Consider the following 12696-nt stretch of genomic DNA (forward strand, 5'->3'; position numbering starts at 1 on the left):
CCTCCGTCGAAAACGACTATATAGTAATACTAATTCACCAACAACACTTCCAAACCTAGGATTTTGCGCTTAGATTAGGCCGTAGCTGGAACACTATAGTCATACAATAAGAGAATCGATCATGTCTGATAAGAAACCCACCCTGCGCTCCGCCCAATGGTTTGGCACGGCCGACAAGAACGGCTTCATGTACCGCAGCTGGATGAAGAATCAGGGCATCGCCGACCACCAGTTCCATGGCAAGCCGATCATCGGCATCTGCAACACCTGGTCGGAACTGACCCCGTGCAACGCGCACTTCCGCCAGATTGCGGAGCACGTCAAACGCGGGGTGATCGAGGCCGGTGGTTTTCCGGTGGAATTCCCGGTGTTCTCCAACGGCGAATCGAACCTGCGCCCGACCGCCATGCTCACCCGCAACCTGGCGAGCATGGACGTTGAAGAAGCGATTCGCGGCAACCCGATTGACGGCGTGGTGCTGCTGACCGGATGCGACAAAACTACTCCAGCGCTGCTGATGGGCGCGGCCAGTTGCGACGTGCCAGCCATCGTCGTCACCGGCGGGCCGATGTTGAACGGCAAGCACAAGGGCAAGGACATCGGCTCGGGCACGGTGGTCTGGCAGCTCAGCGAACAGGTCAAGGCTGGCACCATTACCATCGACGATTTCCTTGCGGCCGAGGGCGGCATGTCGCGTTCGGCGGGCACCTGCAACACCATGGGCACCGCGTCGACCATGGCCTGCATGGCTGAAGCACTCGGCACTTCGCTGCCGCACAACGCGGCGATTCCGGCGGTGGATGCGCGACGTTATGTGTTGGCGCACATGTCCGGCATGCGCGCGGTGGAGATGGTTCGCGAAGATTTGAAGCTGTCGAAAATTCTGACCAAAGAAGCCTTTGAAAACGCTATCCGGGTGAACGCGGCCATCGGCGGTTCGACCAACGCGGTGATTCACTTGAAAGCCATCGCCGGGCGCATCGGCGTCGAGCTGGATCTGGATGACTGGACGCGCATGGGGCGCGGCATGCCGACCATCGTTGACCTGCAACCGTCCGGGCGTTTCCTGATGGAAGAGTTTTATTACGCCGGTGGTTTGCCGGCGGTGTTGCGTCGCCTTGGAGAAGCCAATCTGATTCCTCATCCGAATGCGTTGACCGTCAACGGCAAATCCATTGGCGAGAACACTAAGGACGCGCCGATCTATGGCGAAGACGAAGTGATCCGCACCCTCGACAATCCGATTCGCGCCGACGGCGGCATTTGTGTGTTGCGCGGTAATTTGGCGCCACTGGGCGCAGTGCTCAAACCATCCGCCGCCACGCCGGAACTGATGCAGCATCGCGGTCGCGCGGTGGTGTTCGAGAACTTTGATATGTACAAGGCGCGGATCAACGATCCGGAGCTGGATGTCGATAAAGATTCGATTCTGGTGATGAAAAACTGCGGGCCGAAGGGTTATCCGGGCATGGCGGAAGTGGGCAACATGGGCTTGCCGGCGAAGCTGTTGGCGCAGGGTGTGACGGACATGGTGCGCATTTCCGATGCGCGAATGAGCGGCACGGCGTACGGCACGGTGGTTTTGCACGTGGCGCCGGAAGCGGCGGCTGGCGGGCCTTTGGCGACGGTGAAGGAAGGCGACTGGATCGAGCTGGATTGCGCCACCGGGCGCTTGCACCTGGATATTCCGGATGCTGAGCTGGCAGCGCGCATGGCTGATTTGCAGCCACCGCAGCAATTGTTGGTGGGCGGTTATCGTCAGCTGTACATCGACCATGTGCTGCAGGCGGATCAGGGGTGTGACTTTGACTTCCTGGTGGGTTGCCGTGGGGCTGAAGTGCCGCGCCACTCTCACTGATCACACAAATCCCTGTGGGAGCGAGCTTGCTCGCGAAGTCGGCGGTACATTCAACAGTTATGTTGTTTGACCCACCGCTTTCGCGAGCAAGCTCGCTCCCACAGTTGTTCTTTACCCGCCTCAAGATTGTGCCGTGCCTGCTATGATGCGCGGCATCTCCATCGCTCAGGATCGCGCCGTTCCCCATGGATTACCGCAAACCCTCCGACCGCAAAAGCATGCACTCGCGCATCGTCCAGGAACTGGGCATGCAGATCGTATCCGGACGCTTCAAGCCCGACGACAAACTGCCCGCCGAAGCCTTGCTCTGCGAAGAGTACGCGGTCAGCCGTCCGGTGTTGCGTGAAGCCACGCGAGTGCTGGTGGCCAAGGGTCTGGTGTATTCCAGGCCGCGCGTGGGCACGGTGGTCAAGGCACGCCGCGAATGGCACATGCTCGACCCGGACGTGCTGCACTGGCTGATGCAAAGCAGCCCGCAGAATGAGTTCTTCAATGTGCTGACCAGTGTGCGCAGCATTATTGAGCCGGCGGCAGCCGCCCTTGCCGCTCAGCATGCGACCGAGGCGGATATTGCTTCGATTGGTGAGGCGTATCAGCGCATGGAAGCGGCGCCGACGCCGGAAGCCTTGTTGCAGCCGGATCTGGATTTCCATAGCCGGATTGCCGATGCGACGCACAATGATTTGCTGGCGAATCTGTGCAATATGCTGTCAGTGGCGATTGCTGAAGCGTTGAAGCATTCGAATCAGCGGCCGAATTTGCATGAATTGGCGTTGCCTCGGCATAAGGCGATTTTGACGGCGATCGAGAACCGTGATGCGCTGGGGGCTCGGCATGCGACGTTGGTGCAGCTGGATGATGCGCGTAGTGCTTTGAGTGTTGTGCTTGGCGCTGAACTCACTTAACGCTTGAGATCCTCTGCCCTCAACCTAGCCCTCTCCCAGAGGTAGAGGGGACTGACCGAGTTGTGCTTCGTCATACATCGACCTGAAAAACCGAGTCGATTATGGATTCACAGCAAACCGTTCAAGTCGGCGTAAATCTCCAATCTCCCCCAATCAGTCCCCTCTCCCTCCGGGAGAGGGTTAGGGTGAGGGGCTCTTGATCTTGAGCCACAAAAAAAGCCGCAACCCTAAGGTTGCGGCTTTGTCGTTTCAGCCCTTCAGATCAATGCGCAAACAGCGAGTTACCCTTCTGCCCCGCCAGTTTCTCCGGTTTGATCAGGAACTTCGCCAGTGCCGGCAGCAGCCACAGCGCACCGAACATGTTCCACAGCAACATGAAGGTCAGCATCAGGCCCATGTCGGCCTGGAACTTGATCGCCGAGAAGATCCACGTGCACACGCCGATCGCCAGGCACAAACCGGTGAACAGCACCGCTTTACCGGTAGATTTCAGCGTCTGGTAATAGGCTTCCTGCAGCGGAAGCCCCGCACGCAGGAAACTCTCCAGTCGGCTGTAGATGTAGATGCCGTAGTCGACGCCAATCCCCACACCCAGCGCCACCACCGGCAGCGTCGCGACTTTCACGCCGATGCCCATGAACGCCATCAGCGCGTTGCCGAGTACCGAGGTCAGCACCAGCGGCAGGACGATGCACAAGGTCGCGGCCCACGAACGGAAGGTGATCATGCACATCACCGCCACGCAGATGTACACCAGAATCAGGATGGTCAGTTCAGCCTGTTTGATGACTTCGTTGGTGGCTGCTTCGATCCCGGCATTACCGGCCGCGAGGATGAATTCCAGACCGTCCTTGTTGTTGTCCTTGGCGAATTCCTGCACGGCAGCCACCGCCCGATCGAGGGTCTCAGCCTTGTGATCGTTGAGGAAGATCAGCACCGGCGCCAGCGAGCAGCTGTTGTTGTACAGGCCGTCTGCGCGAGCAATCGAGTTGTTCAGCACGTCCGGGTTGCGCGACAGGGTTTCCCATTTCAGGTTGCCCTCGTTCATGCCCTTGATCATCTGCTTGGACACGGTCACCAGGGAGATCGCCGACTGCACGCCCTCGGTGTTCTGCATCTTCCACATCAGTTCGTCGATCGGCGCCATGGCTTCGTAGCGTGAGCAGCCTTCAGCCTTGGTCTTGACCATCACCACCAGCACGTCGGAACTGGTCGAGTAGTTGTTGATGATGAAGTTGTTGTCCTTGTTGTAGCGCGAGTCCGGACGCAGTTCCGGTGCGCCCTGGTCGAGGTCGCCGATTTTCAGGTTCTGGCTGTACCAGAGACCGCCACCGAAAGCGATCAGCGCCAGCACCACCGAGATGCGTGCGACTTTCGGGTTGGCGAAGTTCGACAGCAGACGCCAGAACGGGTGTTCGCGGTTTGCGTCTTTCTTGCTTTTGGCAATCGCACGCTTACTGATGCCGACATAGGAAATGGCCACCGGCAGCAGGATCAGGTTGGTGAACACGATTACCGCGACGCCGATGGACGCGCCGATCGCCAGTTCACGGATCACGCCGATATCGATGATCAGCAGCGTGATGAAGCCCACCGCATCCGCGAGAATCGCGATCATCCCCGGCAGGAACAGTTGCCGGAAGGTGCGCCGCGCAGCGGTCAGGGCGTTATCGGCCTCACTGGATTGCAGGGCGATACCGTTGATTTTCTGCACGCCGTGGGAAATACCGATGGCGAAGATCAGGAACGGCACCAGCATCGAATACGGATCGAGTCCGAAGCCAAAGAAGTGCATCAAACCAAGCTGCCAGACCACCGCCACCAGCGTCGTGCTCAGCACTGCGATGGTGCTGCGCACGCAGTTGGTGAACCACAGCAGCAGGATCAGGGTGATGACAAACGCGATGCCGAAAAACAGCACCACCATCACCAGACCGTCGATCAGGTCACCAACCTTCTTGGCGAAACCGACGATGTGGATCTTGATGTTGGGGTTTTGTGCTTCGAACTTGGTGCGGATCTTGTCTTCCAGTTCATGGGAGAACTGGCGGTAATCCAGCGCGAGCAACTTGCCCTGATCCTGCGGATCCGGGTACGACTCGAGCAGCGGGATATCGACGATGCTCGACTTGAAGTCGTTGGACACCAGACGCCCGACCTGGCCGGACTTGAGCACGTTGTTGCGCAGCAGATCGAGGCTGTCCTGCGAGCCGTTGTAGCTCTGCGGGATCACTTCACCGCCGGCAAAACCCTCTTCGGTCACTTCGGTCCAGCGTACGCTCGGGCTCCACAGCGACTTCAAACCGGAACGGTCAACGCCGGAAATGTAGAACACCTCGTCGTTGATCTGGCGCAGGGTCTCCATGTATTCCTTGGAGAAGATGTCGCCATCAGTGGCTTCGACCGAAATGCGCACGGTGTTGCCGAGGTTCGCCAGGTCGTTGCGGTGCTCCATCATCTTCTCGATGAACGGATGCTTGAGCGGGATCATTTTTTCGAAACTGGTCGACGGGCGGATCAGCGTCGCCTGCCAGAACAGGAAAATGCTCACCACCAGACAGATCAGAATCACTGCCGGGCGGTTGTTGAAGATCAGGCGTTCCAGGAACGTCGCCTTTTCCTGCTGAGGAGTGATCAAGGAAGTCATAGCCCCGCCTTCTTATTATTAACTTCGGCGCCGTTTGGCTGGGTGGTGTGAACGCCACCCTGCCCGGTCAGAATCAGGTTGCCGTCGCCGGCCGCGGTGACGGAAGACAGCGAGATGCGATCCGGACGGTTGAAGACGCTGAACGTTTCGCCGTTGTCGCTGCTGCTGACCACCGAGCCGCCGTTACCGACGATGACGATCGAGCCATCCGGCAGCAAGGTCGCGCCGGACAGACCGAACTCCAGCGCACCGCGCGCGGCCTTCAGTTCGACCTGTTCCCAGGTGCTGCCGAAATCGCTGGAGCGGTAGAGGTTGCCGCGCAAGCCGTAGGCCAGCAGGGTCTGCGCCTGGGCCGTGCCGATCACGCCGAACAGCGAGCCTTCGTACGGGCCTTCGAGTTTTTCCCAGGTCTGACCCCAGTCGGCGGAGCGGAACATGCTGCCCGACTCGCCGACGATGAACAGTCCGGCGTCTTTCACCGCCGCGATGGCGTTGAGGTGGAACTGGTCTTCGTTGTCGAGGCGGTCGCTGACGTCTTCCCAGTGTTTGCCACCGTCGGTGGTTTCCATCAGCGAACCGTAAGCGCCCACGGCAAAGCCGCTGTTGACGTCCTTGAACCAGACGTCGAGCAGCGGCGATTCACGTTTGAGGTCTTCGAATTGCTTGGTCCAGGTCAGACCGCCGTCTTCGCTGGCGAGGATTTGCGCGTCATGGCCGACCGCCCAGCCGTGTTTGTCGTCGGCAAAATACACGGAAGTCAGCAGTTGCCGGCTCGGCACTTTGGCCTGCTTCCAGGTTTTGCCCTGGTCCTCGGAATAGACGATGTGCCCGCGATCCCCGACCGCGACCAGGCGCGCACCGGCGTGGACGACATCAAGAATCAGGCTTTTCGCGGCTTTGCTGGATTCGGTGGCATAGACCACGTCGGCCGGGGCCTCAGCGGCAATTACGGGTGCCGACAACGTGGCAAAGCCCAGCAGAGAGAGTGCTGTGGCCAGCAACGCGGTGTTGCGTAACGCCGGCGGGCGGCAACGACTCATAGACCTTCCCCTATTTATTATTGTTAGGCCATTTGGCCTTCAAGGGCGCCGCAAGTGTGCTCCGCTGATGGCAGATCAGAAGCATAGTCCTGAAACCCGCAATCCAGAGCCACTTCGGAAGCTGGCTCATCCTATCGGGCTTTCGAAACGTCTGACAATCGGCGCCACGTTATCTTTTGTTAACCGAAAGCCGCTCTCTGTAACGAAGAAATTCCCCTGTGGGAGCGAGCTTGCTCGCGAAAGCGGTGGGTCAGGCAATGAAGATGTCGACTGAAAGGGCCTCTTCGCGAGCAAGCTCGCTCCCACAGGGGTTGGTGGTGGCTGCGGGATCTGAATACATGACCATTCGCCGGGGTGATGCGGCAAAAGTCATCGAGGGGACTTGCACGATCGGTATTATGGTATACCATCAGACGCACAGACACTCTCAATCCCCTACGGAGCAGCTCATGAGTTTCGAAATTCGCAAGATCGTCAGCTATGTCGAAGAAACCTTTATCGAAGGCGGCAAAGCCACCGACAAGCCAGTGACCATGGTCGGCCTCGCCGTGGTGATGAAGAACCCTTGGGTGGGCAACGGTTTCGTCGAAGACCTCAAGCCGCAGATCCGCGCCAACTGCTCCGACCTCGGTGCGCTGATGGTCGAGCGTCTGGTCGGCATCATCGGCGGTGCGGAAAAAATCGAGGCCTACGGCAAAGCCGCCGTGGTCGGTGCTGATGGCGAGATCGAACACGCCTCCGCCGTGATCCACACCCTGCGCTTCGGCAACCACTACCGCGAAGCCGTCAACGCCAAGAGCTACCTGAGCTTCACCAACAAGCGCGGCGGCCCGGGCACCTCGATCCAGATCCCGATGATGCACAAGGACGACGAAGGTCAGCGTTCGCACTACATCACCCTGGAAATGCAGATCGAAGACGCGCCGCGTGCCGACGAAATCGTTGTCGTGCTGGGTTGCGCCGACGGTGGTCGCCTGCACCCGCGCATCGGTAACCGCTACATCGATCTGGAAGAACTGGCCGCCGAAAAAGCCCAGTAATCACAATAAAAAGGCATTGCAGGAGCGCTCCATGATTCGGCTCACCGCTGAACTCACCCCGGCTGGCACCAGTTACCTGGCGACCGGCCAAGGCCAGCCCGTGGTTTTGATCCACGGCGTGGGCCTGAATAAAGAAATGTGGGGCGGCCAGATAGTCGGCCTGTCTAGCCAGTACCGGGTGATCGCCTACGATATGCTCGGGCATGGCGCCAGCCCGCGACCGGCCAGCGGCACCAATCTGCTCGGTTACGCCGACCAGTTGCTGGAGCTGCTCGATCACTTGAATCTGCCACAGGCAGCGGTGATCGGCTTCTCCATGGGCGGTCTGGTCGCGCGGGCCTTTGCCCTGCATTACCCGCAGCGCCTGCAAAGCCTGGTGGTGTTGAACAGCGTGTTCAACCGCAGCGAAGAACAGCGAGCCGGCGTCATCGCTCGCACCGCGCAAGCAGCCGAGCACGGCCCGGACGCCAATGCCGAAGCGGCGCTGTCACGCTGGTTCAGCCGCGAGTATCAGGCGGCCAACCCGGCGCAGATCGCGGCGATCCGTCAGACCCTCGCCGGTAATGATCCGCAGGGCTACCTGACCACTTATGAATTGTTCGCCACCCAAGACATGTACCGCGTCGACGACTTGGGCAGTATTCAAGCGCCGACGCTGATCGCCACCGGCGAACTCGACCCGGGTTCGACCCCGGAAATGGCCGAGCAACTGGCCCGACGCATCCCCGGTGCGAAGGTTGCCGTGCTGGCCGAGCAACGGCATATGATGCCCGTAGAGTCGCCGCGTCTGGTCAATCAGACGCTGCTGGAATTTCTCCAATTCGCACACTCCCGACAAAACCCTATACAGGGGATCGTTGCATGACACTCGCACGCTTCCAGATGTGCATCGGCGGAGAATGGGTCGACGCCCTCTCCGGCAAGACTTTCGAAAGCCTCAACCCGGCCTCCGCGCAAGCCTGGGCAGAATTGCCTGACGCTGATGAAGCGGACGTCGAACGCGCCGTGCAAGCGGCACAGACTGCTTTCGACAGCCCGGCATGGCGCGGCCTGACCGCCACCGCACGGGGCAAGTTGCTGCGCCGTCTCGGTGACTTGATCGCCGAAAATAAAGAACAACTGGCGCAGCTGGAAAGCCGCGACAACGGCAAACTGATCCGCGAAACCCGTGGCCAGGTCAGCTATCTGCCCGAATTTTTCCACTACACCGCCGGTCTTGCCGACAAGCTCGAAGGCGGCACGCTGCCGCTGGATAAGCCCGATCTGTTCGCCTACACCGTGCACGAAGCGATGGGTGTGGTCGCGGCGATCATTCCGTGGAACAGCCCGCTGTATCTGACCGCGATCAAACTCGCCCCGGCCCTCGCCGCTGGCAACACGATTGTGATCAAGCCGTCCGAGCACGCCTCGGCGACGATTCTGGAACTGGCGCGTCTGGCCCTCGAAGCCGGGATTCCGCCGGGTGTGGTCAACGTCGTCACCGGTTACGGCCCGAGCACCGGCGCCGCCCTCACCCGCCATCCGCTGATCCGCAAAATCGCCTTCACCGGCGGCGCGGCGACGGCACGGCATGTGGTGCGCAGCAGCGCCGAGAACTTCGCCAAGCTGTCGCTGGAACTGGGTGGCAAGTCGCCGAACATCATCTTCGCCGACGCCGATCTCGACAGCGCGATCAACGGCGCGATTGCCGGGATTTATGCGGCGTCCGGGCAGAGTTGCGTGTCTGGCTCGCGCCTTTTGGTGCAGGACGAAATCTACGACGAATTCGTCAATCGCCTGGTCGAACGCGCCCAGCGCATTCGCATCGGCAACCCGCAGGAAGACGCCAGTGAAATGGGGCCGATGGCGACCGCGCAGCAACTGGCGGTGGTCGAAGGTCTGGTCGCTGATGCCATCGCTGAGGGCGCGCGGTTGCGCACTGGCGGCAAGCGGCCGACCGATCTCGGTGACGGCTGGTTCTACGAGCCAACGCTGTTCGAATGCGATCGCAATTCGATGAAGATCATGCAGGAAGAAGTCTTTGGCCCGGTGGCTTCGGTCATTCGCTTTAAAGATGAAGCCGAGGCGCTGGCCATCGCCAACGACTCGCAGTTCGGCCTTGCCGCCGGCATCTGGACGCGTGACTTGGGCCGAGCGCATCGCCTCGCTCGCGATGTGCGCTCGGGGATTATCTGGGTCAACACTTACCGCGCGGTGTCAGCGATGGCACCGATCGGCGGCTTCAAGAACAGTGGCTATGGACGCGAAAGCGGCATCGATTCGGTGCTGGCCTACACCGAACTGAAAACGGTGTGGATCAACTTGTCTCAGGCGCCAATGCCTGATCCGTTTGTGATGCGCTAGGAGTCCTGCGAAATGATCGAACCCGGCATTTACAAAGACGTCATGAGCTCGTTTCCGTCCGGCGTCACGGTGGTTACCACTGTTGACCCGGAGGGCGGCATTGTCGGCATCACCGCCAGCGCTTTTAGCGCGCTGTCGATTGACCCGGCGCTGGTGCTGTTCTGCCCTAACTACGCCTCCGACACTTATCCGATTCTGCGTGACAGCAAGAAGTTTGCGATTCATTTGCTGTCGGCTGACCAGACGGCTGAGGCCTATGCCTTTGCCGGTAAAGGCAAGGACAAAGCCGCCGGTATCGAGTGGCATTTGAGCGAACTCGGTAACCCGATTCTCGCCAAAGCCACGGCGATCATCGAGTGCGAGTTGTGGCGTGAATATGACGGCGGCGATCACGCGATCATCGTTGGCGCGGTGAAGAACCTGATCCTGCCCGCGCAACCGGTGACACCGATGATCTACCACAAAGGCAAGCTCGGCCCGTTGCCGACCCTGGCCTGATAGCCACACTCAATTCCCTGTAGGAGCTGCCGAAGGCTGCGATCTTTTGACTTTGATTTTCAAGAGCAAGATCAAAAGATCGCAGCCTTCGGCAACTCCTACAGGGGAATTGGGTGATGGGAGGAATGATGAGTAACGAGAAGTATGAAAAAGGCCTGAAGATCCGCACTCAGGTGCTGGGCGAAGCCTATGTGCAGCGTTCGATAGACAACGCCGACGACTTCACCCGCCCGCTGCAGGAAATGGTCACCGAATACTGCTGGGGCCATGTCTGGGGTCGTGAAGGTTTGTCGCTCAAGGAGCGCAGCATGATCAACCTGGCGATGATCTCGGCGCTCAACCGTCCGCACGAACTCAAGCTGCATGTGCGTGGCGCCTTGCGTAACGGCCTGAGTCGTGAGCAAATACGCGAAATTCTGCTTCAGGTCGGCATTTATTGCGGCGTTCCGGCAGCCGTGGACAGTTTCCGGCTGGCCCGTGAAGCCTTCGCCGAAGCCGACGCCGAAGCCCCAGTTAACCCCTCGGCTGTTTAGATGCCCGTCTGGCATGGACAGCCAACCGAAAGAGCGGATCCCATGAAACGCCAGCCACTCGACGACAGCTTCAAGGTCAATCGCAACCCCGTTACCCTGCGCGAAATCGTGCTGGATAAACTGCGTAGCGCGATCATGAATTTCCAGCTCATGCCCGGTGATCGTCTGGTCGAGCGCGATCTGTGCGATCGCCTTGGCGTCAGCCGCACCTCCGTGCGCGAGGCCTTGCGTCACCTGGAATCCGAAGGTCTGGTTGAGTTTGCCGATGCCAAAGGCCCGCGCGTGGCGATCATCACCCTCGCCGATGCCGTCGACATCTACGAACTGCGTTGCGTACTCGAAGGTTTGATCGTGCAGCTGTTCACCCTGCGCGCCAAAGCCAAGGACATCAAAGCCCTGGAAAAAGCCCTCGACGAGAACCGCAAGGCCCTCAAGGACGGCGAACTGCAACAGGTGATCGACTCGGTGCAAGGTTTCTACGACGTGCTGCTCGAAGGCTCGGGCAACCATGTTGCGGCGACTCAGTTGCGTCAGTTGCAGGCTCGCATCAGCTACCTGCGTGCGACTTCGGTGTCGCAGGAAAACCGGCGCGGCGCGAGTAATCAGGAAATGGAAAAAATGGTCGAGGCGATCAAGAGCGGCGATCCGCTGGTGGCGCATCAGGCCTGTGTTGATCACGTTCGCGCTGCTGCTGCGGTAGCGCTCGACTATCTCAAGCGCAAGCAGGAAGAGACCGGCTCTGTCGTTAAAGGCACGCCGGCGATGACCCTGCCTATCGCCTTGAAAGAACCCCGTATAGGTCACTGATATGTTCAGCCCGAGCTATTGCCCGAAATGCGGTGGCCCTGACCTCGGTCAGCAGATACCGGCGGGCGATACGCACGAGCGCCTGATGTGTCGCGGCTGCGGCTACATCCACTACGTCAATCCGAAGATCATTGCCGGCTGCATCATCGAGCAGGACGGCAAATATCTGCTGTGCCAACGGGCGATCCCCCCGCGCCCGGGCACCTGGACGCTGCCCGCCGGTTTTATGGAAAGCGGCGAGACCACTGAGCAAGCGGCCATTCGTGAAGTCTGGGAAGAAAGCGGCGTGCGCGCGGAAATCGTTTCGCCGTACTCGATTTTCAGCGTGCCGAAGATCAGCGAGGTGTACATCATCTTCCGCGCGATCGCGCTGGAGATTACCGGGCAGTACGGATCGGAGACCATGGATTACAAGTTCTTCGCGCCGGAAGACATTCCGTGGGAGCAGATCTATTACCCGGCGATCCGACAGATTCTTGAGCGCTATATCGAAGAGCGCCTGGCCGGGGTTTATGGGATCTACATGGGCAATGATGATAGCGGCAAGATCCACTTTATCCGCTGAAGATTGCCTATCCCCCTGTGGGAGCGAGCTTGCTCGCGAATGCGGTCAGACATTCAACATGTGTATCGACTGACACGACGCCTTCGCGAGCAAGCTCGCTCCCACAGGGTGGTAGTGATGTTGCTTAAATTGGGGCGATGCCTTCGACGATGATGATCTCCGCCTTCGCCCATTCTTCGCGATAACTCTTCGCCTCCTGATACGCCGCCGAGTGGTAGCACGCCACGGCTTTTTCGTAGCTCTCAAACTCAATCACCACGCTGCGCTGTGGCGTCTTGCGCCCTTCCATCGCTTCGCTGCGCCCGCCCCTCGCCAGAAATTTCGCGCCGAACGCTGCGAAAGCCGCCGGGGCGCGCTGGGTGTATTGGCTGTAGTGATCGGCATCGGCGATGTCCACATGAGCAATCCAGTACGCCTTCATAGTGACCTCTTTGTTGATTTTGTATTATGGTATACCAAT

The 12696-nt window shown here is 59.6% G+C and carries 12 protein-coding genes; 9 read left to right on the top strand and 3 right to left on the bottom strand.

The features are described 5' to 3' along the window. The first annotated feature begins 121 nt into the window (after positions 1-121). Together AD669_RS15140 and AD669_RS15145 are read left to right on the top strand one after the other, a co-directional pair. Positions 122-1858 carry an IlvD/Edd family dehydratase gene (locus tag AD669_RS15140; protein WP_053121166.1) on the top strand — a complete coding sequence of 579 codons (1737 nt, stop codon included), beginning with the start codon at positions 122-124 and terminating at the stop codon, positions 1856-1858. 185 nt (positions 1859-2043) lie between these two features. Continuing rightward, positions 2044-2763, top strand: coding sequence for a FadR/GntR family transcriptional regulator (locus tag AD669_RS15145; protein WP_053121168.1), 720 nt, complete (start codon positions 2044-2046; stop codon positions 2761-2763). Positions 2764-3025: 262 nt separating this feature from the next. On the opposite strand, the gene AD669_RS15150 is transcribed toward AD669_RS15145, so the two are convergent. Both AD669_RS15150 and AD669_RS15155 read right to left on the bottom strand, forming a co-directional pair. Further along, positions 3026-5410 (bottom strand): RND family transporter, encoded by a 2385-nt coding sequence (locus tag AD669_RS15150; RefSeq protein ID WP_053121170.1) that lies wholly within the window; start codon positions 5408-5410, stop codon positions 3026-3028. After that, on the bottom strand, positions 5407-6450 hold the full coding sequence (locus AD669_RS15155) for a YCF48-related protein (protein ID WP_053121172.1): 1044 nt from the start codon (positions 6448-6450) through the stop codon (positions 5407-5409). The genes AD669_RS15150 and AD669_RS15155 overlap by 4 nt, the downstream gene beginning before the upstream one ends. A 449-nt stretch (positions 6451-6899) precedes the next feature. On the opposite strand from AD669_RS15155, the gene AD669_RS15160 reads away from it, so the two are divergent. The 7 genes from AD669_RS15160 to AD669_RS15190 all read left to right on the top strand — a co-directional run bounded on the left by AD669_RS15160 (position 6900) and on the right by AD669_RS15190 (position 12236). Then, on the top strand, positions 6900-7490 hold the full coding sequence (locus AD669_RS15160) for an amino acid synthesis family protein (protein WP_007917992.1): 591 nt from the start codon (positions 6900-6902) through the stop codon (positions 7488-7490). Between the two features lie 31 nt (positions 7491-7521). Further along, positions 7522-8355 carry an alpha/beta fold hydrolase gene (locus tag AD669_RS15165; RefSeq protein ID WP_053121174.1) on the top strand — a complete coding sequence of 278 codons (834 nt, stop codon included), beginning with the start codon at positions 7522-7524 and terminating at the stop codon, positions 8353-8355. Further along, complete coding sequence (locus AD669_RS15170) at positions 8352-9833, top strand: aldehyde dehydrogenase (RefSeq protein WP_053121176.1); 1482 nt, start codon at positions 8352-8354, stop codon at positions 9831-9833. Before AD669_RS15165 ends, AD669_RS15170 begins: the two co-directional genes overlap by 4 nt. Before the next feature lie 12 nt (positions 9834-9845). Then, positions 9846-10331 carry a flavin reductase family protein gene (locus tag AD669_RS15175; RefSeq protein WP_053121178.1) on the top strand — a complete coding sequence of 162 codons (486 nt, stop codon included), beginning with the start codon at positions 9846-9848 and terminating at the stop codon, positions 10329-10331. Positions 10332-10459: 128 nt separating this feature from the next. Next, complete coding sequence (locus AD669_RS15180) at positions 10460-10864, top strand: carboxymuconolactone decarboxylase family protein (RefSeq protein WP_053121180.1); 405 nt, start codon at positions 10460-10462, stop codon at positions 10862-10864. Between the two features lie 42 nt (positions 10865-10906). Further along, on the top strand, positions 10907-11671 hold the full coding sequence (locus AD669_RS15185; RefSeq protein ID WP_053121182.1) for a GntR family transcriptional regulator: 765 nt from the start codon (positions 10907-10909) through the stop codon (positions 11669-11671). A gap of 1 nt (position 11672) precedes the next feature. Then, the gene (locus tag AD669_RS15190) at positions 11673-12236 is read left to right on the top strand and encodes an NUDIX hydrolase (protein ID WP_053121184.1); all 564 of its coding nucleotides are present in this window, start codon (positions 11673-11675) and stop codon (positions 12234-12236) included. A 124-nt stretch (positions 12237-12360) separates the two neighbouring features. On the opposite strand, the gene AD669_RS15195 is transcribed toward AD669_RS15190, so the two are convergent. After that, entirely contained in the window at positions 12361-12657 is a 297-nt protein-coding gene (locus AD669_RS15195) for a DUF1330 domain-containing protein (RefSeq protein WP_053121186.1), read from the bottom strand. Positions 12658-12696: the final 39 nt, after the last annotated feature.

Origin of the sequence: Pseudomonas sp. P1.31 (assembly GCF_001269815.1) — a bacterium.
GTDB lineage: Bacteria > Pseudomonadota > Gammaproteobacteria > Pseudomonadales > Pseudomonadaceae > Aquipseudomonas > Aquipseudomonas rustica.